General features: G+C 68.9%; 20 protein-coding genes. 13 read left to right on the forward strand and 7 right to left on the reverse strand.

The window, feature by feature from the left end:
* Positions 1-161: 161 nt before the first annotated feature.
* Together KY572_RS20305 and rdgC are read right to left on the reverse strand one after the other, a co-directional pair.
* Entirely contained in the window at positions 162-836 is a 675-nt protein-coding gene (locus KY572_RS20305; RefSeq protein ID WP_224244549.1) for a hypothetical protein, read from the reverse strand.
* The gene (gene rdgC, locus KY572_RS20310; protein WP_224244550.1) at positions 823-1476 is read right to left on the reverse strand and encodes a recombination-associated protein RdgC; all 654 of its coding nucleotides are present in this window, start codon (positions 1474-1476) and stop codon (positions 823-825) included. The genes KY572_RS20305 and rdgC overlap by 14 nt, the downstream gene beginning before the upstream one ends.
* 150 nt (positions 1477-1626) lie before the next feature.
* Here rdgC and KY572_RS20315 point away from each other — a divergent pair, with 150 nt between their 5' ends.
* Complete coding sequence (locus KY572_RS20315; RefSeq protein WP_224244551.1) at positions 1627-3405, forward strand: arginine--tRNA ligase; 1779 nt, start codon at positions 1627-1629, stop codon at positions 3403-3405.
* 34 nt (positions 3406-3439) lie between these two features.
* Here KY572_RS20315 and KY572_RS20320 read toward each other — a convergent pair whose 3' ends face one another.
* On the reverse strand, positions 3440-4012 hold the full coding sequence (locus tag KY572_RS20320) for a hypothetical protein (protein WP_224244552.1): 573 nt from the start codon (positions 4010-4012) through the stop codon (positions 3440-3442).
* Between the two features lie 802 nt (positions 4013-4814).
* On the opposite strand from KY572_RS20320, the gene leuS reads away from it, so the two are divergent.
* Together leuS and gltX are read left to right on the forward strand one after the other, a co-directional pair.
* On the forward strand, positions 4815-7328 hold the full coding sequence (leuS, locus tag KY572_RS20325) for a leucine--tRNA ligase (RefSeq protein WP_224244553.1): 2514 nt from the start codon (positions 4815-4817) through the stop codon (positions 7326-7328).
* A 14-nt stretch (positions 7329-7342) separates the two neighbouring features.
* Positions 7343-8839 (forward strand): glutamate--tRNA ligase, encoded by a 1497-nt coding sequence (gene gltX, locus KY572_RS20330; protein ID WP_224244554.1) that lies wholly within the window; start codon positions 7343-7345, stop codon positions 8837-8839.
* Between the two features lie 16 nt (positions 8840-8855).
* On the opposite strand, the gene KY572_RS20335 is transcribed toward gltX, so the two are convergent.
* Positions 8856-9920 carry a mannose-1-phosphate guanylyltransferase gene (locus KY572_RS20335; protein WP_224244555.1) on the reverse strand — a complete coding sequence of 355 codons (1065 nt, stop codon included), beginning with the start codon at positions 9918-9920 and terminating at the stop codon, positions 8856-8858.
* A gap of 178 nt (positions 9921-10098) precedes the next feature.
* Here KY572_RS20335 and KY572_RS20340 point away from each other — a divergent pair, with 178 nt between their 5' ends.
* The gene (locus KY572_RS20340; RefSeq protein WP_224244556.1) at positions 10099-13041 is read left to right on the forward strand and encodes a GDSL-type esterase/lipase family protein; all 2943 of its coding nucleotides are present in this window, start codon (positions 10099-10101) and stop codon (positions 13039-13041) included.
* Between the two features lies 1 nt (position 13042).
* A complete protein-coding gene (locus KY572_RS20345; protein ID WP_224244557.1) occupies positions 13043-14467 on the forward strand; it encodes an MBOAT family O-acyltransferase in 1425 nt (474 codons plus the stop codon).
* 9 nt (positions 14468-14476) lie between these two features.
* Here KY572_RS20345 and KY572_RS20350 read toward each other — a convergent pair whose 3' ends face one another.
* Both KY572_RS20350 and KY572_RS20355 read right to left on the reverse strand, forming a co-directional pair.
* Positions 14477-15091 (reverse strand): CoA pyrophosphatase, encoded by a 615-nt coding sequence (locus KY572_RS20350; protein WP_224244558.1) that lies wholly within the window; start codon positions 15089-15091, stop codon positions 14477-14479.
* Position 15092: 1 nt separating this feature from the next.
* Complete coding sequence (locus KY572_RS20355) at positions 15093-15986, reverse strand: undecaprenyl-diphosphate phosphatase (RefSeq protein ID WP_224244559.1); 894 nt, start codon at positions 15984-15986, stop codon at positions 15093-15095.
* A gap of 128 nt (positions 15987-16114) precedes the next feature.
* Between KY572_RS20355 and KY572_RS20360 the strand changes: the two genes are divergently transcribed.
* Positions 16115-16585, forward strand: a complete 471-nt coding sequence (locus KY572_RS20360; RefSeq protein ID WP_224244560.1) for a YchJ family protein — start codon at positions 16115-16117, stop codon at positions 16583-16585.
* A 395-nt stretch (positions 16586-16980) separates the two neighbouring features.
* Here the strand turns inward: KY572_RS20360 and metK are convergent, their stop codons facing one another.
* On the reverse strand, positions 16981-18162 hold the full coding sequence (gene metK, locus KY572_RS20365; RefSeq protein ID WP_224244561.1) for a methionine adenosyltransferase: 1182 nt from the start codon (positions 18160-18162) through the stop codon (positions 16981-16983).
* A 225-nt stretch (positions 18163-18387) separates the two neighbouring features.
* On the opposite strand from metK, the gene KY572_RS20370 reads away from it, so the two are divergent.
* The 7 genes from KY572_RS20370 to KY572_RS20400 all read left to right on the forward strand — a co-directional run bounded on the left by KY572_RS20370 (position 18388) and on the right by KY572_RS20400 (position 26317).
* Positions 18388-18972 carry an MlaC/ttg2D family ABC transporter substrate-binding protein gene (locus KY572_RS20370; RefSeq protein WP_224244562.1) on the forward strand — a complete coding sequence of 195 codons (585 nt, stop codon included), beginning with the start codon at positions 18388-18390 and terminating at the stop codon, positions 18970-18972.
* Positions 18973-19068: 96 nt separating this feature from the next.
* Positions 19069-21237, forward strand: a complete 2169-nt coding sequence (locus KY572_RS20375; RefSeq protein WP_224244563.1) for a site-specific recombinase — start codon at positions 19069-19071, stop codon at positions 21235-21237.
* A gap of 121 nt (positions 21238-21358) precedes the next feature.
* Positions 21359-23968, forward strand: a complete 2610-nt coding sequence (locus KY572_RS20380) for an efflux RND transporter permease subunit (protein WP_224244564.1) — start codon at positions 21359-21361, stop codon at positions 23966-23968.
* Positions 23969-24046: 78 nt separating this feature from the next.
* Positions 24047-24646: an MXAN_6521/LA_1396 family lipoprotein gene (locus KY572_RS20385; protein ID WP_224244565.1), complete on the forward strand. Its 600-nt coding sequence runs from the start codon at positions 24047-24049 to the stop codon at positions 24644-24646.
* 6 nt (positions 24647-24652) lie between these two features.
* Complete coding sequence (locus KY572_RS20390; RefSeq protein ID WP_224244566.1) at positions 24653-25159, forward strand: MgtC/SapB family protein; 507 nt, start codon at positions 24653-24655, stop codon at positions 25157-25159.
* Positions 25160-25313: 154 nt separating this feature from the next.
* Positions 25314-25988, forward strand: a complete 675-nt coding sequence (locus KY572_RS20395; RefSeq protein WP_224244567.1) for a hypothetical protein — start codon at positions 25314-25316, stop codon at positions 25986-25988.
* Positions 25985-26317, forward strand: coding sequence for a transcriptional regulator (locus tag KY572_RS20400; protein ID WP_224244568.1), 333 nt, complete (start codon positions 25985-25987; stop codon positions 26315-26317). Before KY572_RS20395 ends, KY572_RS20400 begins: the two co-directional genes overlap by 4 nt.
* Positions 26318-26385: the final 68 nt, after the last annotated feature.

The raw sequence follows: 26385 nt of genomic DNA on the forward strand, positions 1-26385 counted from the left end.
GAGGGGCCCGCCACGGGGGGCGAGGGGACCGTCATTTTTACCGGAGCCCCCTTCCGGGAGGCTCCAGCATCTACCGGCTTTTCCGAGATTGCCTGTCATCCGCCGCGGGGTGCCACAGGTGGTGCGTTCTGCAACGCTGCGCGGCGAGGGAGCCGGTGCGCCTACCGCTTGCGCACATTGGCGGCGCGCTGGAGCACCGTCTGCTTCCGGGTGCCCTCCTCGCCGCGCATCCACTCCTTCATGGCGGGCACCACCTGCTTGCTCCAGGCACGGCCCGCGCGCACGGTGATGAAGGCCTCCACCAGGGTGTGGACGATGTTGGAGAGCTGCTCGACCAGGTAGAGCCGCTCGCCGAGCTGGGAGTCCTCATCCTCGCTCATCAGCTGAGGGAGCTTGGCGGCGCGGAGGTCGAGGAACTCGGCGTCCAGCGTCGTCTCATACACCTTCTCGCCGTGGGTGAGCATCAGGCGCGCCTGGTGGACGAGCAGGCCGCGATCCAGCGAGTGCTTCACCTGCTCCGAGTAGGGAGCCATGGCGCCGCGAGCCGACAGCTCGGTCACGTCGCCGCTGACGCCCTTGAGCACCACGCGCCCGAGGAAGAGGACGACGACGCCGGCCTTCTCGAACTCGACCAGCGGCTCGCCGGCCTCCGAGCGCCACAGCAGCCAGGTGAGGAACTCCCGGCCCAGGTACGCCTTGCCGCGCAGCAGGGCCTCGCGAGCCTTGCCACGTTCGACCTCGGCCTCGTCCTGCTTCTCCTCGGTGGCGGCGCCATCGATGCCGACCTCACCGCGCATGAAGGCCGCTTCCTGGCGGGCCTGCTCACGCTTCCCCATGACGCACCTCCTCCACCGGCAGCTCGGCCGCCAGCTCGACACCGATCAGCTCCGCGGTCGGCCCCAGGGCCGACTCCTCGATGCCCATGCGCGCGGCGGCGGCGGCGGGGATGAGCGGAGTGAGCTTCACCTTGAACGCCGTCTCGACACCGTTGAGCACCTCCTCCACGGCCTTGCGCGAGGCGGCCCAGACTTGCAGCTGCTGGGTCTTCAGGTTCCAGCTCACGTCATGCACCTTGGTGATGGGCACGGCGCGGTTGCGGAGCATCTGGCGCAGCGAGGAGCGGTTCTCGGTCTTCTCTCCGCGGCTGGGGGGGCGGCCCTTCTCCTTCTGGAAGGCGGCGGCCCACTTGTCGACCTCGGCGCGGAGCACGGCGCCCGGAATCTTGATCTGGTCGATGCGGTAGGAGAACAGGGCGTACTCCCCATAGAAGAGGCTGCCGGCGGAGAACTCGGAGGCGTCGTGGTTCTCCAGCTCGACGAAGCCGGCGGCTCGCTCCTCCTCGGAGCGGCGGTCGATGGGGGCGAAGGCACGGGCCTTGAGGGCGCGAGACAGCGAGCGCTTGAGGTCCGCGGCGGCTCCCTCGGCGGGCTCGACGAGGAAGCGTGACAGGGTGACGGCACCACGCAGGACGGGCATGAGGCGCGGCACAATGAGGAGAGCAGATGCGTCAGTCAAGCTACCTGGGGTACGACACCTATCAGAGGGTGCACGGAAGCCGTGAAGCCCGGGCGGATTCTGCCTAGATTGCGCAGCCCTCAAGGCCAGTGACTGGAGAAAGACGTCCCCATGCGGCACAAGGTTTTCGCTCTCATCCATGAAACGCTCGCGGCGCTGAAGGCGGCCGGCACGCTCAAGCTGGAGCAGATGCCGGGCTTCACCGTGGAGCCCCCGAAGAACGCGGCCCACGGCGACTGGGCCGTCAACGTGGCGATGCTGCTGAACAAGCCGGAGGGCAAGCCGCCCCGAGACATCGCGAACGCCATCGTGAAGGGGCTGGTGGACAAGGAGGGCATCGTCGCCAAGGTGGAGGTGGCGGGCCCGGGCTTCCTGAACTTCACGTTGAAGGAGGCCGTCACCCAGCAGGTGGCGCGCGAGGTGCTGCAGGCCGGGGATGCGTTCGGCCGGCGGGCACCGAAGTCGACGGGCAAGCGGGTGATGGTGGAGTTCGTCTCGGCGAACCCGACGGGGCCGGTGCACATCGGCCATGCGCGCGGGGCGTTCATGGGAGACGCGGTGGCGCGGCTGCTGGACGCGGCCGGGCACGACGTGACGCGCGAGTTCTACATCAACGACTACGGCAAGCAGGTGGAGACGCTGGGCCGCACGTTGCAGAAGCGCTACCGCCAGCTGTTCGGGGAGCAGGTGGAGCTGGCCGAGGGCGAGTACCCGGGCGAGTACGTCATCGGCATCGCGAAGGCGTGGAAGGAGGAGGTGGGCGACAAGTACCTGAAGGTGCCGGAGTCCGAGTGGCTGGCGGAGGCCATCGCGGTGGCCATCCGGGAGAACCTGAAGGCCATCCAGGCGAGCCTGGAGAAGGCGAACATCCGGCACGACGTGTTCTTCAGCGAGGCCTCGCTGCACCACGCGGGCAAGGTGAAGGCGATCGCCGAGGAGTACAAGAAGCGCGGGGTGACGTACGAGGCGGCGGAGGCTCGGCGCGACACGGAGAAGGTCCGGAGCGAGGAGAGCAAGGCGGCGCAGTACACGGAGCGGCAGAAGGGCGGCCTGTTCCTGATGACGAGCCAGCACGGGGACGACGAGGACCGCGTCATCCTGCGGCATGACGGCACGCCGGTGTACCTGACGGCGGACCTTGCCTACCACAAGGAGAAGTACGACCGGGGCTTCGACCGGATGATCGACGTGTTCGGAGCGGACCACGCGGGACACACGCCGCGCATCAAGGCGGGCATGGTGCTGCTGGGGTTGGATCCGAAGCGGCTCGAGTTCCTGCTGGTGCAGTTGGTGCGCATCACCCGGGGTGGCGAGGAGGTGAAGGTCAGCAAGCGCAAGGGCACGGTGTTCGAGCTGGAAGACCTGATCGACGAGGTGGGTCCGGATGTGTGCCGGTTCCTGTTCCTGATGAAGACGGCGAACTCGCGCTTCGACTTCGACCTGGACCTGGTGCAGAAGCAGTCGAAGGACAACCCGGTCTTCTACTTCCAGTATGGCCACGCGCGGTGCGCGAGCATCCTGAAGAAGGCGGTGGAGAAGGGCACGCCGTTCGTGGGGCTGGAGGCACTGAAGCCGGAGCACCTGGCGCGGCTGACGCTGCCGGAGGAGCTGGCGATGCTGAAGAAGATGAGCCAGCTGCCGGACGTGGTGGCGAGCGCGGCGGAGCGGCTGGAGCCGCACCACGTGCTGTACTTCTGCCAGGAGCTCATCACGGACTTCCACAGCTACTACACGAAGTACAAGACGGACCCCATCATCAGCGGGGACGTGGAGAAGACGCAGGGCCGACTGGCGCTGGTGGCGGCGCTGAAGCAGACGCTGCGAAGCGCCTTCGCGCTGCTGGGCATCACCGCTCCGGAGTACATGGAGGCCCCGCCCGAGGAGGAGTGACCCGGCGGTGGAGCCCCAGGGCTCCGTCGTCACCTCATCCTTGAGCTGCCGCGCTCAGCTCCTCCTGCAGGAGCTGAGCGACTTCCAGCCAGGCCTCCCGCTCGACGCATGCGGCGTCTGGATCCCGCTTGATGGTGGCCAGAATCTCGAACCGGCTCACGTCATCACTGCCAGAGGCTGCGGCCTGATACCAGCGGGCCCATGCTTCGGGGTGACGTGAGCCCCAGTACTCGAGCCGCTCCGCGCTGACGGCACGCTCGATGGCATCCGCCAACAGCTCGCCGCGCTTGCCTTCGTCATCCAGGAGATGACCTGCTTTCCAAAGCGCCTCCACCGCGGCAATGAAGCTGTTGGCACCCGGGCCAGGGAAGTCGGACTCCGCCTCGGGCCAGCTCCTGCTGTCAGGGCTCCGGGCTGCATCGGCCACAGACTCGATGAACTCGCGGGGCCAATGCACATCGGGCTGATGGCGCTCGAAGGTGGTCAACCGACGCGAGACGAACTCTTGCGCGAGTCGAAGTCCCTGGCTCGAGGGCAGTCGGCGCAGCAGCTGCTGAGTGGCATCCCAGCACCCGTTCACATCGCCACGCCCGGCCGCCAGCCTCAAGGCTCCGAGCTCCTTCTCGATCGATATGGGCCCGTTCATGAGTGACCTGCGGACCTACCAGACGATGCGGCACCTGACCCACATGAGAGGTCCAGGCTCGGTGTCCACACAACACGGGCAGCAGGTGATGGAGCCGACCCGCTCGCCATTCTTGCGCACGTTGTAGTGATCTCCAATGCCCGGGCAAGGGCCCGACCGCGAAGTGTCCGGGCTGTGGAGGGTGAGATTCTTCGCCCCTAACTTCTCCTTCATCGCGTTCAGTGCCTGCTGGACGCCATGGTAGGTGTACTCCTCGGGCAGCTCATGGCACGTGGGATGGGAGGGGAAGGCGGTGGCGCACGTACGGCGCTCGCCTGGAGGCTCCTCGGGCGTCACCCATGGAGTGACGGGGAGGTCATCTGAGCCATGCTGCGGACGTTGCCGGCGCTGGCGAATGGCCTCGCGTAGTCGTGAGGCAGCCTCCCAGGAAACCAACCCCGTGGCGATGGCCTCCACCAGCAATGCCTCTGCCTCGGCGAGCTGGCCTTTGGCAATGAGCGCGCGGATATGCAACGTCGCGCTGTCCCCTCCCTTGACGCGCTCGGTGGGCTCGCCGCGCACAGTGCTGGGAGCACGGCTACACCCTCCGAGCAACAGCACAAGCCCGTAACAGAGCACCTCTCTCCAACCGGGCATGACCGTCTCCTCCAAGAGCGAAGGCTATCGGACAGACGGTAAAGCGCTTCTCACGTCCCTGGAAATGGCTCCCTGGAAATGCCCATTCTGGCGCTGACGATCGACGCGTCATGTAATGTGCCGCGCCATGGCATACGAGCACCGCGTCATCGAACCGAAGTGGCAGAAGCGCTGGCAGGAGGCGCGTCTCCATAAGACGACCTTCGATCCCAAGAAGCCCAAGTTCTACGCGCTCGACATGTTCCCCTACCCCTCGGGCGCGGGGCTCCACGTGGGACACTGCGAGGGCTACACCGCGACGGACATCCTCACGCGGTGGAAGCGGATGCAGGGCTGGAACGTGCTCCACCCGATGGGCTGGGATGCCTTCGGACTGCCGGCGGAGAACTACGCCCTCAAGACGGGCATCCACCCGCGCGTGACGACCGAGAAGGCTGTCGCGAACTTCCGGCGCCAGATCGACTCGGTGGGGTTCGCCTACGACTGGGACCGTGAGGTCAACACCACGGACCCTCGGTACTTCAAGTGGACGCAGTGGATCTTCCTGCAGCTCTTCAAGAAGGGCCTCGCCTACGAGGCCGTGATGCCCATCAACTGGTGCCCCTCGTGCAAGACGGGCCTGGCCAACGAGGAGGTCGTCAGCGGCAAGTGCGACCGCTGCGGCACCCAGGTGGAGCGCAAGGATCTGCGCCAGTGGGTGCTGCGCATCACCGCCTACGCTGACCGGCTGCTGGAGGACCTCGCGGAGGTGGACTGGCCCGAGTCGACCCTCACGATGCAGCGCAAGTGGATCGGCCGCTCCGAGGGCGCGGAGGTGGTGTTCCGCGTCGCCGAGGGCCCCGCCGCCAACGCCGAGATTCGGGTCTTCACCACGCGGCCCGACACGCTCCACGGAGCGACGTACATGGTGCTGGCACCCGAGCACGCGCTCGTGGAGAAGCTCACCACGCCCGAGCAGCAGCAGACGGTGGCGGACTACCAGGCGGCGGCCCGGCGCAAGAGCGACCTGGAGCGCACCGAGCTCTCCAAGGAGAAGACCGGCGCCTTCACGGGCGGCTACGCCATCAACCCCGTGAATGGCCAGAAGGTACCGGTCTGGATCGCCGACTACGTCCTCGCCACCTACGGCACGGGCGCCATCATGGCGGTCCCCGCCCACGACGAGCGCGACTACGCCTTCGCGGTGAAGTTCGGCATCCCCATGAAGCAGGTCGTCCGCCCGGTGACGGGCGAGGCCGAGCAGGGCCAGGCGTTCACCGAGGAGGGCGTGGCGGTGAACTCCGGCGACCTCGACGGGCTGCCGACCGCCGAGGCGAAGCGGAAGATCACCGCGCAGCTCGAGGCGAAGGGGCTCGGGAAGGCCACGGTCAGCTACCGCCTGCGTGACTGGGTCTTCTCGCGCCAGCGCTACTGGGGCGAGCCCATCCCCATCGTCCACTGCGCGAAGTGCGGCCCCGTGGCCGTGCCGGAGAGCGAGCTGCCGGTGCTGCTGCCCGAGGTGGAGCGCTACGAGCCGTCCGGCACGGGAGAGTCTCCGCTCGCGAACATCCCGTCCTGGCTGGAGACGCGCTGCCCCACCTGCGGCGGCCCGGGCCGGCGAGAGACGAACACGATGCCGCAGTGGGCGGGCTCGTGCTGGTACTACCTGCGCTACATCGATCCGACGAACGCGCAGGAGCCCTGGTCCCGCGACGCCGAGAAACAGTGGATGAACGTGGACCTCTACGTGGGAGGCGCGGAGCACGCGGTGCTGCACCTGCTCTACTCGCGCTTCTGGCACAAGGTGCTGTACGACCTGGGCTGGGTCTCCACGAAGGAGCCGTTCAAGAAGCTGCGCCACCAGGGAACGGTGCTCGCCTACACCTACCAGGACGCGCAGGAGCGCTACCACGAGCTCAGCGAGGTGGAGCTGCGAGGCGATGAGGCCTACCTCAAGAAGACCGGGGAGAAGCTGAAGGTCCAGGTCGAGAAGATGGCGAAGTCGAAGCACAACGGCGTCAACCCCGACGACGTCGTCGCCGAGTACGGCGCGGACGTGCTTCGCCTCTACGAGATGTTCATGGGCGAGTTCGAGATGTCCAAGCCCTGGGACCCGCGCGCCATCGAGGGCTGCGGCCGGTTCCTGCGGCGGCTCTGGCGTCTGGTCGAGGAGCATGACCCGGCCAAGGCCCCCGCGGGAGACCCGCACCAGCGCCTGCGCCACAAGACGACGAAGCGCGTGACGAACGACCTGGAGCGCATGCAGTTCAACACGGCGCTCGCCGCGATGATGGAGTACGTGAACGAGCTGACCGGCCAGGGCGCGACGCGCGAGGACCTGGTCACCCTGGTCAAGCTCGTGGGGCCGTTCGCGCCGCACCTCGGGGACGAGGCGTGGGAGAAGCTCGGCGGCAGCGGCTTCCTGGTGCAGCAGGCCTGGCCGGCCTACGACGAGGCCCTCACGATCGACGCGGTCATCACCTACGCGGTGCAGGTCAACGGCAAGCTGCGCGGCAGCCTCGAGATCGACCGGCAGGCACCGGAGGCCACCGTGCGAGAGCAGGCGCTGGCGCTCTCGAACGTCGCCCGCCACATCGACGGCAAGGCCGTGAAGAAGGTGATCGTGGTCCCCGGAAAGATCGTCAACATCGTGGTTGCCTGAGAGAGGCCGTCCTTATGACCGACGCCAACGACCGACCCATTCGAGTCCGAATCGCGCCCTCGCCCACGGGAGATCCGCACGTGGGCACCGCCTACATCTCCCTCTTCAACTACGCCTTCGCCAAGCAGCGGGGCGGCAAGTTCCTGCTGCGCATCGAGGACACGGACCAGACGCGCTCCACCCGGCAGAGCGAGGAGGCCATCCTCCAGTCCCTGCGCTGGCTGGGCTTCAAGTGGGACGAGGGCCCGGACATCGGCGGTCCCCACGCGCCCTACCGTCAGAGCGAGCGCCTGCACATCTACCGCGAGCAGGTCGAGACGCTGGTGGCCTCGCGCAAGGCCTACTGGTGCTCGTGCACCGAGGAGCGGCTGAGCCAGCTGCGCAAGGAGCAGATGGCGCGCAAGCAGAACCCAGGCTACGACCGCCGCTGCCGGGATCGAGACCCCGCAGAGGTGCAGGCGGAGATCAAGGCGGGAGCCCCCGGCGTGGTGCGGCTGGCCGTGCCGCGCGAGGGCACCACGGTGTTCAACGATCTGCTCCGAGGGGAGATCAAGATCGAGAACAGCGAGATCGACGACCAGGTGCTGCTCAAGAGCGACGGCTTCCCGACGTACCACCTGGCCAACATCGTGGACGACCACCTGATGGGCATCACCCACGTGATGCGCGGCGAGGAGTGGATCACCTCGACGCCCAAGCACGTCCTGCTCTACCAGGCGTTCGGCTGGGAGGCGCCTCGGTTCGCGCACCTGCCGCTGCTGCGCAACGCGGACAAGTCCAAGGTGTCCAAGCGGAAGAACCCCGTCTCGCTGAGCTACTTCCGCGAGGCCGGCTACCTGCCCCATGCGCTGATCAACTTCCTGGGGATGATGGCCTTCACCTTCGAGGACGGGCGGGAGATCTTCTCCCTCGAGGACTTCGTCCAGCACTTCAAGCTGGAGCGCATCTCGCTGGGCGGTCCGGTGTTCGACCTGGCCAAGCTGCAGTGGCTCAACGGCCGCTACCTGCGCGAGAAGACCTCGGACACCGAGTGGGTCAGCTACCTCAAGGAGCAGCTCTTCAGCGACTCGTACCTCACCCGCATCGTGCAGCTGGTGCGCGAGCGCGTGGAGAAGAGCGAGGACTTCATCGGCTACGCCGACTTCTTCTTCAAGGGCAGCGTCGGCGCGCCCGTGGCGGAGCTGCTGCTCAAGGGCAAGACGAAGAAGGAGGCGGTGGAGCTCTACGAGGAGTTCGTGGAGAAGGTGGACACCTGCTTCGACTTCTCGCCCCCGAAGATCGAGGCGCTGATGCGCGCCTTCTGCGAGGAGAAGGGCGTGAGCGCCAAGGAGTTCTTCGCGCCGGTGCGCCTGATGGTCACCGGCAAGAAGGCCACTCCGCCGCTCTTCGAGACCATGGCCGTGCTCGGGCGCGAGCGGGTGCGCACCCGCATCCGCGCCGCCATCTCGGAGCTCAAGGCCGCCAAGCTGCCGGATCCGCAGCCGGCGGCGGCGCCGAAGCCCGGCACCTGAGCTCCTTCGGCCTCGCCTACAGGAGCTTCTGGCGCTTGCGAGCCTTGAGAGCCTCGACGACCTTGCGTACGTCCTGGCTCTTGTCCTTGGGGACGACGAGCACCGCGTCCCCCGCGTCCACCACCACCACGTCCGTCATGCCCACCACGGCCAGCGGGCGCTTGTCGCCCAGCACCACGCAGCCGTTGCAGTCCACGACGATGGACTCGGGGCCGGAGACGACGTTGCCTCGCTCGTCCGCGGGGCGCACCTCGGGGATGGCGGCGAAGGAGCCCACGTCCGACCAGCCGAAGTCTCCCGGCAGCACGGCGATGTTCGACGCCTTCTCCATGACGCCATAGTCGATGGAGATGGACGGCAGCTTGGGGAACACGCGCTTGAGCACCGCGGGGAAGGTGCGCTTGCCCACCGCGGCGCGCAGCGCCTCCAGCCCCTTCTTCATCTCGGGCATGTGCTGGGCGAAGGCCTCCAGCATCACGTCCGCGCGGAAGACGAAGATGCCGCCGTTCCACAGGAACTCACCCGAGTCCACATAGCCCTGAGCCGTCTCCAGGTTCGGCTTCTCCTTGAAGGCCTTCACCTTGCGCCCGCCGCCCTGGAGGGGCTCGCCGAGCTGGATGTAGCCATAGCCCGTCTCGGGGCGGTGGGGCTTGATGCCCAGGGTGACGATGTGCCCGGCCTCGGCGACGACGGCCGCCTCCACGAGCGTCGCCCGGAAGGCCTCCGGGTTGGAGACGTGGTGGTCCGACGGCAGGACGATGAGGATGCCCTTCGGATCCCTCGCGGCCACCTGCAGGGTAGCGAGCGCGATGGCCGGGGCGGTGTTGCGCGCCACCGGCTCCACCAGGAGGTTCTGCTTGGGCAGGCCCTTGACCAGCTTCGAGGCGGCCTTGGCGTGCAGGGGGCCACAGACGATGAAGGTGTTCTTCAGCGAGGCCAGCCCCTTGAGCCGGGCGGCGGTGTCGGTGATGAGGGGGTTCTTCGAGGCCAGCGGGAGGAACTGCTTGGGCCGGGCCTGGCGGGACAGGGGCCAGAACCGGGTGCCGGAACCACCAGCCATGATGACGGGATAGAGGGCCATGCGGGTCAAGAACTCCTGAGGGGCGCCGGGGGGCCGGCGCGGACGGCGGCGCACCATAGCGCCTCTCGGCCGGAAGGGAGCCGACTTCGAGCGCCCGCCCCCTCGCCTGCCCACCGGCCGGCACACCGGTGATCAGAGTTTTGACCCGGCACCAAAAAGCCAGTCTCATGCCCGCACGTTGGACCACAAGGCCAAAACCACCGGATGGACGATCGTCCTCACGGCGGCGCTCGCGCTCGGGCTGTCCCTGGCGCCGCTGCCGGAGGACTTCCGTCCCATTCCGAGCCTGGGCAAGGAAGGGCCGCTGACGCCTCGGCTGGCCGAGGTCGTCCTGCCCAGAACCCTGACCGGAAAGGGCGCCCCGCAGCGCGGCGGAGATGACGCGCTGGCGGGCACCTCGCCCCACTCCACGGGTGAGCAGGTGCTTCCCCCCGAGGAGGACACCCCAGCAGTGGAGGACGAGAGCAGCCCGACCGCCACGGCACCTCCCTCCGATCTCGAGGGGCTGAGCACCCTCACGCGCACCCGGGCGCTGTCCCTGGAGGCCCTGCGGGAGAAGATGGGCTCGCGGCACGTGGACATCGAACTCGGCTGCCGGCGCATGGGCGCCTCTGGGTGCGAGGAGGACGCACTGGCGCCGTTCTTCACCGCCCTGAAGGAGCTGCGCGAGGACAAGAGGAGGCAGCCGGTGCGGGTGGTGCACCTGGGTGACTCGCTGATCGCCTCGGACCACATCACGGACATGATCCGGGCGCGGCTCCAGGAGCGTCACGGCTCGGGCGGCAAGGGCTTCCTCTATGTCGACCGCCCCACGGGCGCGGGCCGCTCGGTGCGGACGGGCACGGCGAGCGAGGGCTGGCAGATCACCCGCCTCATCGATCGCAACTATCCCAAGGACAAGCTGGGCTACACGGGCGTGGCCTTTGCTTCGGCGGGCACGGGTACGCAGAGCGTGCGCTTCTCGGCGGAGGGGGCGCGCGTCGGAGAGCTGTTCTTCCAGACGCAGCCCATGGGTGGGACGGTGCTGTTCAACGTGGACGGCAAGCCCATGCAGCGCCTGCTGACGCGGTTCGAGCTACCCGGGGTGGCCTTCTCGCGCTTCACGCTGCCGGAGGGCACGAAGACGCTCTCGCTGCAGACGCTGGGCAAGGTGGAGCTGCACGGCGTCTCGCTGGAGAACGGCAAACCGGGCGTCGTCTACGACACCATCGGCCTGCCAGGAGCCACCGCCGAGGTGTTCCTCCGGGCGAAGCAGGGCTCCTTCCGTTCGCAGCTCCGCCACCGCAAGCCCTCGCTGGTGGTGCTGATGGTGGGCGGCAACGAGGCCTTCTACATCTCGCGCAACCGCATCAAGCCGGAGGAGATCCGCGCCCACGCGACGGAGCTGGTGAAGTGGGTGCGCGAGTCGGTACCGGACTCCGCGTGCCTGCTGATGGCGCCCATCGACGCGGCGGTGCGCACCATGGGCGGCGAGCTGGTGCCGCGCCGCGGCTCCAAGGACGTGGGAGACATCTTCCGAGAGGTGGCGAAGGAGGGCGGCTGCGCCTTCTGGGACGCCCTGGAGGCCATGGGTGGCGAGGGCTCCTCCATCAAGTGGCTGTCCGCGGGGCTGTTCAACGAGGACCTCGTGCACCCGCGAGCCAGGGGCTCGGACCTGCTGGGCCACCTGTTCGACTTCGCGCTCCAGCGCGCGTATGCCAGGACCCACCAGCCGCTGCTGGTGGTGGACGATCCGCCGGGGCTTGTCGACGGCGCCACGGCGCTGAAGGGCACCTTCGCGCGGCTGCGAGCCCTGGAGCAGAAGCAGGCCACGGAGCGGCTGGGCATCGTCCAGCTCGGAGCGTCCCACACCTCGGCGCACTACTTCACGGACGCGGTCCGAGGCGCGCTCACCCGGAAGTTCGCGGACGCAGGGCGCGGCTTCATCGCCGCGGGCAAGCCTTCCCAGCGGCTGGCTGCCGCCCACGTGACACGAGAGCTGACCGGCGAGTGGCAGGTGCTGGACGCGCTGCAGCCGGAGGCTCAGCCCGGCGAGGCGTGGGGGCTCAGCGGCATCCGCGCAGTGGGAGCGCCCGGAGCCTCGCTGCGCATCCAGTTCTGCGACGACTGCGCGCCCGCGAAGTCGCCTCCGGCACAGCTGGCCCTGTACTGGCTGGACGCGCCGGGAGCCGGGAAGATGGAAGTGAAGGTGGATGGGCAGCCCGTGCCGCCCGAGGATCCGCCACCCGCGCCCGTCACCGCGCCCACGGTGCGCATCCGCACCTTCCCCGTCACGGGCCCGGCGCACTCGCTCGAGGTGACCAACGCCGGAGAGGGCCCCATCACGGTGCTGGGAGCCTCGCTGGACTTCGAGCAGCCCGGCGTCACCTACGACTCGGTGGGCCTGCCCGGGAGCACGGCCTTCACACTGAGCCGCCATGACCCGGCGGCGCTCGACACGCAGCTCGCCGCGCGCAAGCCGCAGCTCCTGGTGCTCTGGTACGGGACCAACGAGGCGGGCCTGCCGGACCTGGATCCCGAGACGTTCCGCAAGGAGTACGTCACCCTGCTCTCGCGGCTGCGGGCCTCGACGGGCGCGGAGTGCCTCCTCATCGGTCCCACGGACCGCCTGGTGCAGGACACGAACGGCCGGTGGACGGAGGCCGTCGCGCTGGGGCGGGTGCTCTCCACTCTGCCAGCCGTGGCCCGCGAGGCGGGCTGCGCGTACTGGTCTGCCCGTGCGGCCATGGGCGGCGAGCGCTCCATGATGCGCTGGCAGCGCGCCGAGCCTGTGCTGGGCCACGAGGACGGCACGCACCTGACGCAGCCCGGCTACGAGCAGCTCGCCGCGTCCTTCGTGAAGGAGCTGCTCGCGGCCTACGAGACGTACAAGACGGCGCCCACGGAGCAGGTGCAGGCACCGACTCCGGGCCAGGTTCCGACCCAGGGCCCCACGCCGCAGCAGGCGCCCCCCGAGACACCTCCCGAGACGCAGCCTCCTGCCCCGACGCAGGGCCAGGCCCCCACCCCGATACCCGCTCCCGAGCCCCTGACGGCGCCTCCCGCCCAGGCGCGCGCCTCGCGCGGCCCTGCCCCTACCCTCACGCCGGCCTCCGCCGCGCGGACTGCGGAGGGAAGCTGACATGCAGTCCACCAGCATCCCCTATCTGGCCTTCCTGGCCCTCACCTTCGGGCTGTACTGGCTGGGGCACCGCCACCGCATCGTTCGGATGAGCGTGCTGCTCATCGCGAGCCTCTTCTTCTACACGGTGTGGACGCCGCTGCCGGTGCTGGTGTTCTTCTGGTGCGCGGCGTTCGATCACCTGATCGTCAAGGGGCTGGCGCGAGCGAAGTCCCCGGGCGTGCGCAAGGCGCTGGTGACGGCGTCGGTGGTGTCCAACCTGGGCCTGCTGGCGACCTTCAAGTACGCGGAGCTGTTCCGCGAGACGGCGCGCTCGCTGCTGGCGCCGCTGGGCGTGGCGGTGCGCGAGGAGCCCTTCGGGCTGCTGCTGCCCATCGGGCTGTCGTTCCTCTGCTTCCAGGCCATCAGCTACGTGGTGGACGTGTACCGCGGCAAGGCGAGCGCGGACCATAGCTACCTGGAGCACCTGCTCTACCTGCTCTTCTTCCCGCGAGTCGTCTCCGGCCCCATCGTGCGCGCCTCGGAGCTGCTGGAGCGCTTCCGCGAGGTGCCCACGCTGACGGCGGAGGACGGCGGCCGCGCGCTGTACCGCATCGCGGTGGGCCTGGTGAAGAAGATGGTGATCGCGGACGTGCTGGGCAGCGGCCTGGTGGACCCGGTCTTCGCGGATCCGGCCGCGTACACCTCCGCCGAGTGCCTGATGGCGGCGGTGGCCTACACCTTCGAGCTGTACTTCGACTTCTCGGGGTACTCGGACATCGCCATCGGCGCGGCGACGCTGTTCGGCTTCACGTTCCCGGAGAACTTCGCGCGGCCCTACCTGGCGAAGAACCTGTTCGAGTTCTGGAACCGCTGGCACATGAGCCTGTCCAGCTGGCTGCGCGACTACCTCTACATTCCGCTGGGCGGCAACCGGCGCTCGAAGCCTCGGGTGCTGTTCAACCTGATGACGGTGATGGTGCTCGGCGGCCTGTGGCACGGAGCAGACTGGCGCTTCGCCGTCTGGGGTGCGGTGCACGGCGTGGGGCTGTGCGCCACCCGCATCTGGTGGTGGATCCGCGGCGGCCGGCCCGAGGCCGAGTCGGTGGGAGTGGTGCGCACCGCCGTGGGGATGCTGCTCACCTTCACGGTGGTGGTGCTCACGCGCATCGTCTTCCGCGCCCCGAACATGTCGCACGCGGCCGAGTTCTACTCGCGCATGATGCTGCTCATGCCCGGGCTGGCCAACGTGAGCCTGCTGGTGTGGGTGATGCTCGCGGTGGCGGTGGTGAGCCACATGGTGCCCATGAAGCTCTATGACCTCGGCGGGACGATCTTCGTGCGGCTGCCCGCGCCGGTGCGCGCGGTGGCGCTGGTGGCGCTCGGCCTGGGCATTCGCCACCTGACCTCCGTGGAGGCCCGGCCGTACGTCTACCTGCAGTTCTGAGAGGCCCGCTCAGGCCGTTCCGCGTCCGACGGGCCGGGACGGGATGCTCACGGGCAGCTGCGCGATGTGCTCCAGCAGCATGTAGAGGATGCGCGCCGTGGCGCCCCAGATGACGTGGGACTCGTAGGTGTAGAAGAAGACGTCGTACTCCGTGCCCCCCACCGAGCGCTTCTCGGTGCGACGGATGGCCGGGTCCATCAGGCCCGAGAGCGGCACCTCGAGGATGAACGCCACCTCTTCGATGTTCGGCCGGTACTGTCCGTCGTTGGGGATGACGCCCACGAAGGGCTGGATGCGGAACGCCGTCGTCGTGGGCTGTTCGTCCAGCATGCCGAGCACGCGCACCCGCGAGCGCTCGATGCCCAGCTCCTCCTCCGTCTCCCGGAGCGCGGTGTGCAGCGGCGTCGCATCCTCCGGGTCCCGGCCGCCGCCGGGGAACGAGAACTGGTTGGCGTGGTTGCGCAGATGGGCGGGACGACGCGTGAAGAGGATGTAGGGCACGTCCTCGCGCTCGAAGATCGGGACGAGCACCGCGGACTCGCGCAGCACCAACCCCGGCAGGTTCACCAACCGGGGCGGGAGGGAGGACAGTCGAGCCTCCAGCGTGTCGAACAGGGCGCTCACGTCAGTCCGTCACCTGCTTCTCCACGGGAGGCTGGAGCGACTTCTCCGGCACCGTGAGGCTCTCCACGCCGGAGAGGGGCTCGAGCACGCCCGCCTGCAGCAGCCCGATCAGCACCAGCCCGAGCGCCACGCGGTACACCACGAAGATCATCGTCGAGCGGGTGCGCAGGTAGCGCAGCAGCCACGCGATGGACGCCAGCCCCGAGCCGAAGGCCACCACCGTCCCCGTCACCAGGGCCACGGTGGAGGGCCGCGAGTCCGCCTCCAGCAGGTGCTTGAGCTCGAAGACGCCCGCCAGCGTGGTGGCGGGAATGGAGAGCAGGAAGGAGTAGCGGGCCGCGTCCTCGCGCTTCAGCCCCAGCGACAGCGCTCCGGTGAGCGTCGTGCCCGAGCGCGACGAGCCCGGGATGAGCGCCAGCGACTGCCACACGCCGATGATCAGCCCGTCCCGAAGGCGCATGTCCGCCAGGGTCCGCTGGTGCGCGGCGAGGCGCTCCACGATGAGGAGGATGATCGCCAGGATGATGAGGCTGGCGGAGATGATGTAGAGCGAGCGCAGCGAGCTCTCGATGTGCTTCTTGAAGGCCAGGCCCATCACCCCGATGGGCAGCGTGCCCACGAGCACGAACCACGCCAGCCGCGACTCGACGGTGCCGAACGGCTGGCGCCGCGCGAGCCCCTGGAAGAAGGCGGTGGTGAGCTTCACCAGATCTCGCCAGAAGTAGATGAGCACGGCCGCCACGGTGCCGAGCTGGATGACGGCGGAGTACGCCGCCCCCGGATCCTTCCAACCGAGCAACTCCGGGACGATGCGCAGGTGCGCCGTGGAGCTGATGGGAAGGAACTCGGTGAGTCCCTGGACCAGCCCGAGGACGATGGCTTCGATGAGACTCATAGGGCGAGCCCGGATGTAAGCCTTCCACCCCCTGCCCGCAAGGCCCATGTCCACCCAGCGTTCAGTCCTCTCGTGGAACGTTTGGAGGTAGGCACGCTCCCACAGCGGTAGGCTCCGGACTCACGGCCATGCCCCCTGCCCCGCTCTGCCCCTGTTCCTCCGGACTCCGCTACCGCCAGTGCTGCGCCCCCTACCACCGAGGCGAGGCCGAGCCGCCCGACGCGGAAGCCCTGATGCGCTCGCGCTACAGCGCCTTCGCGCTCCGAGAGGTGGCCTGGCTCTGGAAGAGCCTGCACCCGGACCACCCGGACCGCTCCCGCCCGGAGGCGGAGATGCTCAAGGAGCTGCGAACCTACGCGCAGGGCCACCAGTTCCCGGGGCTCGTGGTGATGGATCGCCGACCACCGGATGAGCGGGGCGTGGCGCAGGTGCTCTTCTTCGCCAAGGTGTTCGAGCGCGGCAAGGACCGCTCCTTCGTGGAGCGCTCGGACTTCCGCCACGACGGGAAGGGCTGGCGCTACGTGTCGGGCGCCGCGCGCCTCCCGAAGGACCTGGCGGGGCCGCCAGAGGCGCTCACGCTGGCCACCTTCCCGGAGTAACGAGGCGCTGTCAGGATTCTTCGGGCCTTTTCGTCCCTCTCGATAGCTGCCCGGCCGGAGAGGCCCTACACGCTCCTGGTAATCGCCTGATACGCGACGCGGTTCAAATCCGCCCAAGGCCTGGAAAGGTCTGCCAACCAAACAGCGGCTTCTCCACTCGGGCAGCTAACCTTCCCTTCTCTTTCCCAGGCTCGCGCCCCCCTCTCCCACCGGAGAGCGCCGGTGGCGCGCTGCCTGCCCGCTGTGTTCGCGCCGTGTGTCCACCGGTGTGGGCCTGAAGCCGCTGATGTGCGGCTTCGAGAGCACATTCTGAAGCACTGCGCTCCAGAAACGACAAACGCGCGTGACCCACCGGGGGGCACGCGCGTTCGTGTCAGCCGGACTCGGCTCCGGGATTACGGGCTGCCCACGGCCTTCAGCCGCGACGAGCCGCCCAGGGCCTCACGCAGCAGGTCCTTCTTGTCGGTGCGCTCCCAGGTGAACTCCTTCTCGGTGCGACCGAAGTGCCCGTACGCGGCGGTCTTCTGGTAGATGGGCCGCAGCAGGTCCAGGTGCTCGGTGATCTCGCGCGGGCGCAGACCGAACGTCTGGCGCACCGCCTGCGCGATCTTCTCCTCGGCCACCGTCGCCGTGCCAAACGTCTCCACCATCACGCTGACCGGGTCCGCCACGCCGATGGCGTAGGAGACCTGCACCTCGCAGCGGCGCGCCAGGCCAGCGGCCACCACGTTCTTGGCGATGTAGCGGCCCATGTACGCCGCCGAGCGGTCCACCTTCGACGGGTCCTTGCCCGAGAAGGCGCCGCCGCCGTGACGGCCCATGCCGCCGTAGGTGTCGACGATGATCTTCCGACCCGTCACGCCCGAGTCGCCCATGGGGCCACCCACCACGAACCGCCCGGTGGGGTTGATGAAGTACTTGGTCTTCTTGTCCAGCAGCTTCGCCGGCAGGACCTTGGCGATCACGTCCTCGCGGATGGCCTCGTGGATCTTCTTGTTGGAGATGTCATCCGCGTGCTGCGTGGACACCACCACCGTGTCGATGCGCACCGGGCGGCCATCCTTGTACTCGATGGTGACCTGGCTCTTGCCGTCCGGACGGATCCACGGGTGCTGCTTGCGGCGCACGTCGGCCAGCCGGCGGGTGAGCGCGTGGGCGTAGTGGATGGGGGCCGGCATCAGCTCCGGCGTCTCGTCGCAGGCGTAGCCGAACATCATGCCCTGGTCGCCGGCGCCCTGCTCCTTCTTGTTGTCCACGCCGCGGGCGATGTCCTGGCTCTGGCCCTCGATGGCCACCATCACGCCGCAGGTGTTGCCGTCGTAGCCCATCGAGCTGTCCGTGTAGCCGATGCGGCAGATGGTCGACCGGACGATCTTCGGGATGTCCACGTAACAGTTCGTCGTCACCTCGCCCGCGACGATGGCGAGGCCCGTCTTGACCAGCGTCTCCACGGCGACGCGGCCCTGCGGGTCCTTGGCGATGATGGCATCCAGCACGCCGTCGGAGATCTGATCGGCGATCTTGTCCGGGTGCCCTTCAGTGACGGATTCAGACGTGAACAGGAAGTCGGTAGGCATGTCTTCTCAGAAAGTAACGGGCAGGCTTGAACCACGTATAGCGGGCGCACACTAGACGTGGCCTCCTTCCTCAGTCAAACCCCGTAAGCAGGTGGGGAATTCGGTTCCATCAGGACGAGCGGGCAGGCGAGGGCCGAAGCCCTGAGGGTGAATTTTCCCCAGCGTGGGACGTTCCCCTGAGCTACAGGAAGCCGCCGCTTCCTCTCGACAGGAACAAGGATCCGTATGAACGCTCGCCTCCGCTCCGTCTCCCTCCTGGCCGCCCTCGTGCTCTGCGTACCGGCGCTCGCCGCGCCGAACGAGGCCGTGACCAAGCCCGTGAAGACCGTCGTCCAGTCCGTGCGCTACAACAAGGATCTGGCTGCCCTGAAGAACTTCGGCGGAGAGCAGCAGGCGAAGTTCCTCCTGGGCGAGGCCTGGGACAAGGCCTCCGAGGAGCAGCGCAAGGAGTTCATCGAGCTGTTCCACACCCTCTTCGCGAAGATCGCCTTCCCCAAGGTCCGCGACAACTTCAAGAACCTGGCCTCCATCACCTACGAGGACCCCGAGGTGGCCGGCGAGGAGGCGAAGGTGGGCTCCACCGTCGTCATCGATCACCCGGTGAAGAAGCAGGAGCTGAAGCTCAAGTACTCCCTGGCCAAGGACAAGGGCGGCTGGAAGGTGGTCGACGTGGCGGTGCTCGGCGACTCCATGCTCACCGGCATCCGCGATGATCAGGTGCGCCCCCTGTTGAAGGAGGGCGGCTGGGACGCGCTGATCACCGCCATGCGCGAGAAGAACAAGGAGCTGGCGAAGGTCACCCTGAAGTAACCCGCCTGCCGGGCGTCCGGCCGGGCCTCCTTCCTTGGAATGGGAGGAGGCCTTCAGGCCGTGTAGGCTCCGGTCTCTGCGTGAGAGGCCGGCCTGATGCCCAACTCCCACATCACCATGCCGCCCCGCTCGCGCGCCGAGCCCTCCTCTCGTGAGGTGGACGCCTTCTGTGTGCGCTATGCCCCCCGTGCTCCGGGCCATGCGTCCGTGAGGGACTTGTGCCGGCTGCTGTATGCCCTGCCCACGGACGGGCTGGAGAGCCGCTTCTCCTGGGTGGAGAAGCTCGTGGCCTGGCTGCGCGAGCCGCGCCCCGCGCATGGGCTCGTCGAGGCCGATGAGCCCGAGAGCTCCGCCGCCGCCAGCCGATTGACGCTGCTGCTCCGGGTGCTCGAGGGTGAGGCCGCCACGCGACAGGCCGTGGCCCGGCTGGTGGGCCACATCGCCGCCGAGGCCCGGGGCCTGAAGCTCTTCGCCCAGGTGGGCCTGCCGGGCCGCCAGGGCTTCTTCTCCGAGCTCACCGACCGCGTGCTGCGGCACCTGCTCCCCGCGCCGCCGGATCCGGAGCGGCTCTCGGAGCTGCTGCTGCGGCTGTTCCCGGGCCCCGCGGAGCTGGACTGGCTGCAGTCCCTTCCCATCGCGCCCCTGGCGCGGCTGCTCGCCCTGGTGAGCGAGCCGCAGCACCCGCTGCCCGCGCCCGCCGGGTTGATGCGCTCCCACCTGGTGGATGCCCTCACCCTGGTGGCCGCGCAGACGGCGGCGCTGGGGCTGGCCGAGGACGTGCGAGACCGCAGCCCCGAGGTGGCCTTCCGCGCCTCGCCCTTCCTGCGCCTGCGCCGTAGCTGCGACAGCGTGCTGGCCCGTGACGCGGCCCAGGACACCCTGCGCGAGCTGAACGCCGCGCTGGGGGAGTGCCGGCAGGTGGTCACCCTCGTCACCGGCCACCTCGAGCAGTCCGGCGTGAGCGTGGACCTCGTGTACCGCCTGGAGCGCATCTGGCGCGGGCTGGACCGCATGGAGGCCATCGCCCGGGTGCTCGGGGCGGCCCGGGGCGAGGAGCGCTGCCGCGAGGGGCTGGTGCTCGTGACGGAGCTGCTGCGCCACGCGTACTCGGACCGCTCCGTGCGGGCGCTGATGCGCACCAACCTCCGGCTCCTGGCGCGCAAGGTCATCGAGCGCGCCGGCCACTCGGGCGAGCACTCCATCACCTCCAGCCGGGCCGAGTTCCACGCCCTGCTGCACTCGGCCGCGGGAGGCGGGCTGCTCACCGCCTTCACGGCGGCGCTCACGCTCTTCCTCACGAAGCTCGCGCTGGCGCCCTTCTTCGGCGGCCTGCTCGCCGCGCTCACCTACGCCGGCAGCTTCGTGCTGATGCAGCTGCTCGGCTTCACCCTCGCCACCCAGCAGCACTCCACGACGGCGGCGACTCTGGCGGGAGCCATCGGCGAGGGGGGTACCCGCGAGCGGCTGCGGCGGCTGGTGGAGCTCATCCCCCGCATCACCCGCTCCCAGCTCGCGGCGGCCCTGGGCAACCTGAGCTGCGTGATGCCCGCCGCGGTGGGCCTGGCCCTCGCCTGGCAGCACCTCACCGGTCAGCCGTTCCTCACCGTCGAGAAGGCTCGCGGCATCGTGGAGTCCTTCCATCCCTGGCGCAGCGGCACCCTGCTGTGGGCCGCCTTCACCGGCGGGCTGCTCTGGGCCTCGAGCCTGGCGGCGGGCTGGCTCGAGAACTTCCTCGTCTACCGGCGCATCCCCGAGGCGCTCGCCCACCACCGCGGGGTGCGGAGGATGCTCGGCGAGGCCCGCGCCCAGCGCCTCGCGGAGGCCGTGCTGCGCCACTCGGCAGGAATCGGCGGCGGCGTCACGCTGGGCGTCCTGCTGGCCATCGCCCCGGGCATCGGGCGCTTCTTCGGCCTGCCCCTGGCCGTGCGCCACGTCACCCTCTCCTTCGGCGCGCTGGCCTTCGCCGGGTGCGCCCTGGGGCCCGAGGCGGTGACGCAGCCCGACTTCCTCGCCGCCCTGCTGGGCGTGCTGGCCATCGGCGCCCTCAACCTGGCTGTCTCCTTCGCGCTCGCCCTTGCCGTGGCCCTCCGAGCCCGAGACGTGCCACTCAAGGACGGCCTGCTGCTGGCCCGGGCGCTCGCGGTGCGCTTCCTGCGCCAGCCCCGCGCCTTCCTGCTCCCCCCACCCGAGACGCCCGCCTCCCACCCGGCCGAGGCGCCTGGAGCCGCTGACTCCGCTCCCGCCCCCGGCCCACCTGCCCTCTGAGGGAGGAACCGGCGCGCCTACCACGGGCCCCTGACAGTTTCGAGGGTGGCCGGCGCCCCAGCGACCGGCCGCCCATGCGCTGCTTCCGGGCGAGGCCGTTTGCCGGTAGGGTCGCGCGCACATGAGCGCCTCGTCCCACCCGCCGCACCGCTTCGCTCTCGCCTACGCCGGACTCATGGTCCGCAGGCCGGGCCTGGTCCTCCTCGTCATCCTCGCGCTGCTCGGCGTCTCCGCCTGGGGCACCTCGAAGCTGACCATCAACTCCAACCAGCTCGATCTCATCTCGCAGGATCTCCCCGAGGTGAAGGAGGTCAAGCGCATCATCGACATGGTCGGTGGCAGCGGCTACTTCATGCTCGCGCTGCGCTCCTCGGACGAGGCCACCCTCAAGCGCGTCGCGGACGACCTGGCGGCGAGGCTCCAGGCGGACAAGGAGAACGTCCGCTTCGTCACCTACAAGATTCCCGTCGAGTTCGTGCAGCAGAACATGGCCCTCTTCATCAAGACGGAGGACCTGGCCGAGGGCAAGTCGCGCATCAGCCGCTACATGAAGGACCAGCTGCGCCGCAACAACCCGTTCTTCATCGAGCTGAAGAAGACCGAGCCCGTGAAGCTCGACCTGCAGGACCTGATCAACAAGTACTCCAGCGTCGGCAAGAAGAGCATCATCGACGACTACTACATCTCGCCCGATCGCAAGATGATGATGATGCTCATCAAGCCGATGTGGGACACCAACGAGCTCGGCAAGACGAAGGCCTACGTCACCAAGCTCACCCAGGAGCTGGCCGAGTACTCCAAGACGAACCCCCAGGGCGTGAAGCTGGTGGAGGACTACGAGCTGATGGGTGACGACAAGACGGTCGCCTACGGCTACACCGGCTCGTACAAGACGGCGGTGGACGACTCGTACGCCATCGAGGAGTCGCTCCAGCCGGTGGCCATCTACGCCTTCCTGGCCATCCTGGCCATCACCATCGCCTTCTTCCGCAAGTGGGCGCCCACCGTCATCGTCGTGAGCGGCATGGTGATTGGCACCATCATCACCATGGGCTTCACCTACGCCACCGTGGGTGAGCTCAACATGATCACCAGCATCCTGGGCGGAATCCTGATGGGGTTCGGCATCGACTTCGGCATCCACTTCGTCTTCCGCACGAGGCTGGAGCTGGGCGCCGGCAAGCCGTACGACATCGCCATCCGGGACGCCATCATCAACGCGGGCCGCCCGGCCATGGTGTCCGCGGTGGTGACGGCCGGCTCGTTCTTCGTGCTCATGGTCAGCGAGTTCCGCGGCTTCAGCCAGTTCGGCTTCCTGGCCGGCTGCGGCACGCTCATCCTCGGCCTCACCCTGTTCTCGTGGAGCCCGGCGCTGCTGGCGCTCATCGGCCGCATGAACCCCGCGCTGCCCGCGCGGCTCATCGGCACCATGACGCCCCCGGCCACCAACAACGCCTCGGGCAAGGAGATCCGCTTCCCCCGGCCCGGCCTGCTGCTGGGCGTCAGCTCCACCATCGTCGTGCTGGTGTGCGCGTGCGCCATCCCCTGGAGCAGCCAGGAGGTGTCCGCCAGCAAGGAGCTGCCCCTGCTCGAGCGCATCACCCACGGCGTGCGCTTCAACTACAACACCCGCGCGCTGATGCCGGCCAACCAGCCCTCCGTCCAGCTCCAGGACGAGATCGCCCGCCGGTTCCAGATCTCCAGCGACCCCATCGCCGTCTACACCAAGACGCTCGAGGAGGCGAAGGAGGTCTACGACGAGCTGACGCTGAACAAGGAGAAGTACAAGTCCATCGACCAGGTGGTCAGCATCTACACCTTCGTGCCTCCGCCCGAGGTGGCCCAGGCCAACGCGAAGATCCTCCAGGAGTGGCAGGAGGAGCTGAAGGACATCGACGTGGCCGCCCTGCCGCCCGAGATGCAGGAGAAGGCCGCCGTCTTCAAGAAGATGCTGGAGGCGCGGCCCTTCGACGTGAAGGGCGTGCCGGAGATCTACGCCACCCAGTTCCGCCACCTGCCCACCACGAAGCCGGAGAACCACGGCTTCCTCACGTTCATCTACCCGAGCGTGGACCTGTGGGACGGCAAGCTGATGCTCCAGTTCGCCGACGAGACGAGCGTCATCAAGACCGCCTCCGGCAAGGAGTTCCGCTCCGCCGGCGCCGCGCAGCTCTACGCGCGGCTGGCGCGCATCGTCCTCAAGGATGGGCAGCTCACCGTCATCCTGGTGGCGCTGTGGATCCTCGTCATGCACTTCGCGGACTTCCGCAGCGTGCCGCTGGCGCTCGCCTCCGTCATTCCGCTCACCGTGGGCCTGGCGATGATGCTGGGGTTCATGGCCATCTTCGATCTGCGCCTGAACTTCATGAACATCATCATCCTGCCCATCCTCCTGGGCTTCGGAGTGAGCCACGGCCTCTACCTGCTCCACCGCTTCCTGGAGGGCACCTCGCCCGTGGTGGCGCTGCGCAGCGTGGGCGCCGCGGTGGCCTCCTCCACGCTGACGGCGGTGTCCGGCTTCGCCGCGCTACTGGCGGCCAGCCACAACGGCCTGCGCTCCATGGGACTGGTGGCCTGCATCGGCCTCATCACCACGCTGGTGGTGTCCTTCACGGTGCTCGCCGCGGTGATGCAGCTGATGCACGACCGGCGCGTGCGCAAGGCCGGTCAGCAGCCCCCCTCGGACACCGGGACCCCCGGGGGCCCGAGCGCCGAGACCCGGGCCGCCTAGCCCGCAGCAGCGTTCCGGGGCCTCGAGCCCCGGCATGAACGGAGGCCCCTCCGCGCGAGGGGCCGGGAGAGGGAGACGATGATGACGAAGCGACTCGCGCTCGCGGTGGGCCTGGCGGGGCTGGCGGCCTGCGCCACGGTGAAGGACAGCTTCACCCGCCCCGACTACGAGCAGGTGGATCAGCACAAGGTGAAGCGGCTGGCCGTGGTGACGCAGCCGCTGCCCGACGGCAAGCAGGCCCTGGGCGAGCTGTGGAGCCTCATCGCCCGCCAGTACATCAACCAGAACCGCGACTTCCTGGTGAAGTCCAACACCACCCTGGCCGAGCCCGCCACCGACGCCTCGCTCAAGGCGCTGTGCGTCGAGGGCATCGAGGGCGTGCTCCTGCTGGTGCCCGAGGTGAAGCGCACCCAGGACGGCGCGGACGAGGCGGTGCGCGCCCGGCTGATGCGCTGCGAGGACGGCCAGGACGTGTGGACGGCCGAGGCCACCGGGAGCTGGGGCTCGCAGGACGAGAAGTACCGCGAGCGCGCCGCGCAGTACGTCCAGCAGTTCGGGCCCGAGGTGGAGCCCTACGTCGTCCCCACCTACAAGCTGCTCAAGGCCACGCTCGACACGCTGCCCAACCCCAAGCTCACCGAGCAGGACATCGACGAGAAGATCGAGCTGGGGGAGTAGCCCTCCGTGGACGAGCGCACCATCGTCCTGCGCCTGGCGCTGGCGCTGCTGCTGGGCGGACTGCTCGGGCTGGAGCGGGAGCTGCGCGGCCAGTCCGCGGGGCTGCGCACGCACCTCATCGTGTGCCTGGGGGCCTGCCTCTTCACCCTGGTGAGCATCGCCGCCGGGGACACCGTGGCCGGCCCCGAGCCCGAGGGCCTCCGGGCCGACGTCACCCGCATCGCCAGCCAGGTGGTGGTGGGCATCGGCTTCCTGGGCGGCGGCGCCATCCTCCGCCACGGAACCTCCATCCGCGGGCTCACCACCGCCGCCAACCTCTGGCTCACCGCCTCCGTGGGCCTGGCGGCTGGCTTCGGCTTCTTCCTCGGCGCCGCCGTCACCGTGGCCTTCGCCCTGCTGGTGCTCGTGGGCCTGCGCCCGGTGGAGCACCTGCTCGAGCGCATCCGCAAGCGCCGGGGCATTTCCCCCGAGAGCGCGCAGGAGCCCGAGGAGCCCGCTCCTCCTGGCCCGTAGAAGCCCCTCCCAATGGAGCACGGCGGCTTTTGCCGCTCTTGCTCGCAAGGCTGGTTTGCGGCGCAGACCAGTTGTTGACGCCGAAAAACAACGTCGTTAGCCTGAGGACGTTGGTGGCAGGGGGAGCGCAGCATCTCGAGCGCGGAGGCCCATCATGTCCGAGCTTCGCCGCATCCAGTTCGTGACGAGGTTCTTCCCATACCTGCAGGGGCTGCGCCTGCTGCCCATCGGGTTGGGGATGCTGGCCCTGGCGGCCTGGGCCGCGTGGCGAGGCTCTCCCGGAGCGGTGACGCTGCTGCGCCCCGAGCGACTGCCCGTGCTGCTGCTGGCCGCGCTGCCGGTGCTCGGCCTCTACTCGCTGCTGGGCCTGTACTACCGGCAGACGTACGGCATGGTCCGCCAGCCGTGGACGACGCGCCGGCGGGTGCTGCGCGCCATGCTGACGGTGTCGTTGATGGGCATGGTGATGGGCATCCTCGAGCGCAGCGGCCCGAGCTCTCCCGCGCCCACCTCGTTCTTCCTGGGCCTGCTGGGGCTGAGCTTCACGTGGTGCTGGATCCGCAGCAGCTACCTGGCCCACCACTACTGCGTCACCGGGGTGGCGGTGATGATGTTCGCCACCGCCCACGCGCTGGGCTACCCGCCGGTGGGCGCGCTGCTCCAGACGCTTCCCTTTACCTCGGACGCGAACTGCCCCGAGGTGACGCTGTTCAGCACGTGGGGCACCGCCCTGGTCGTGCTCGGTCTGCTGGACCACCGCATGCTGGTCCAGACCCTGAGGCCCATCCCGGACTCCGAGCCGGATGCGACGCCGGGGGTGATGGGATGAAGGCGCCTTTCGAAGAGCTCGCCACGCTGGACCGGCTCGTCCATGAGCCCGCGCGGCTGTCCATCCTCACCGCCCTCGCCTCGTGCGAGAGCGCGGACTTCCTCTACCTGCAGCGGCTCACCGGGCTGTCCAAGGGCAACCTCTCCAGCCACCTGTCCAAGCTGGAGGAGGCCGGGCTGCTGGTGGTGACCAAGCAGTTCAAGGGCAAGACGCCCAACACGCAGCTGGCCATCAGCGAGCAGGGGCGTCAGGCCATCGAGCGGCACTGGGAGCAGCTCGACCGGCTGCGCAGCAGCACGCGGCGGTGGGAGCCGGAAGGCGCCGAGTAGCGCCCGCTCGCGCCAGTCGGCCCCTGGCGCTCCGTACAAGTCGTGTCTCTCCGGTCCTCGAGCAGCGG

The sequence above is a fragment of the Hyalangium gracile genome (genome assembly GCF_020103725.1).
GTDB classification, from domain to species: Bacteria; Myxococcota; Myxococcia; order Myxococcales; family Myxococcaceae; genus Hyalangium; species Hyalangium gracile.